Annotated in this window: 2 protein-coding genes; both read left to right on the forward strand. The window is 39.3% G+C overall.

What is annotated here, in order from left to right; all coding sequences use genetic code 11:
• Positions 1 to 132: 132 nt before the first annotated feature.
• The gene (locus RE317_RS20940; RefSeq protein ID WP_303266295.1) at positions 133 to 417 is read left to right on the forward strand and encodes an ISAs1 family transposase; all 285 of its coding nucleotides are present in this window, start codon (positions 133 to 135) and stop codon (positions 415 to 417) included.
• A partial coding sequence (locus tag RE317_RS20945) for an ISAs1 family transposase (RefSeq protein ID WP_308821671.1) occupies positions 383 to 740 on the forward strand: 358 nt, incomplete at its 3' end. The genes RE317_RS20940 and RE317_RS20945, both read left to right, overlap by 35 nt.

Genomic DNA, 740 nt, shown 5'->3' on the forward strand with positions numbered 1-740 from the left:
GTTGTAGCTATAGATGGCAAGCTCATGCGTGGTCCAAGCCAATGTGATGGAGAACATACTAGGGGAAAAGAAGGATTCAAATTATGGATGGTTTCCGCCTAGTCTGCCGCTAATGGAATTTCTTTAGGTCAGGTGAAAGTAGATGACAAAAGCAGTGAGATTACAGCTATTCCATTGTTGATTAACTCTTTGGAACTAAGTGGTTGTATTGTTACAATTGACGCGATGGGATGCCAGAAAGATATAACCCAGACCATTATTGAGCATGATGCAAATTATATTATCGCTATAAAGGAGAATAAGAAAAAAAATTATCAACCGGCTAAACAAATCATTGATGATTATCAGGATAGAGATGAAATAATCAATAGAGTCATCAGGCATGTGTCGGAAAAATGCCGGACATGGAAGGATTGAGAAAAGAAACTGTACTGTAGTCAGTTATGGATCTATAATGGAGAAAATGTTCAAGAAGAAACTTGTGGGGTTGAAGTCTGTTGTAGGGATAAAGTCGGAAAGAACAATAGTCGCAACAGGGGAATATACTCAAGAGGTCAGATACTATGTAACTTCACTTGATAATACCCGACCTGAGAAGATTGCATCTGCCATCAGGCAGCATTGGTCTATTGAGAATAATCTTCATTGGCAACTGGATGTTACCTTTCGAGAAGACTACAGTAAAAAGGTGAAAAATGCTGCCGGAAACTTTTCGGTGGCAACAAAGATGGCGCTTACCA

The organism is Phocaeicola sp. GP0067, assembly GCF_031119655.1.
GTDB lineage: Bacteria > Bacteroidota > Bacteroidia > Bacteroidales > Bacteroidaceae > Phocaeicola > Phocaeicola vulgatus.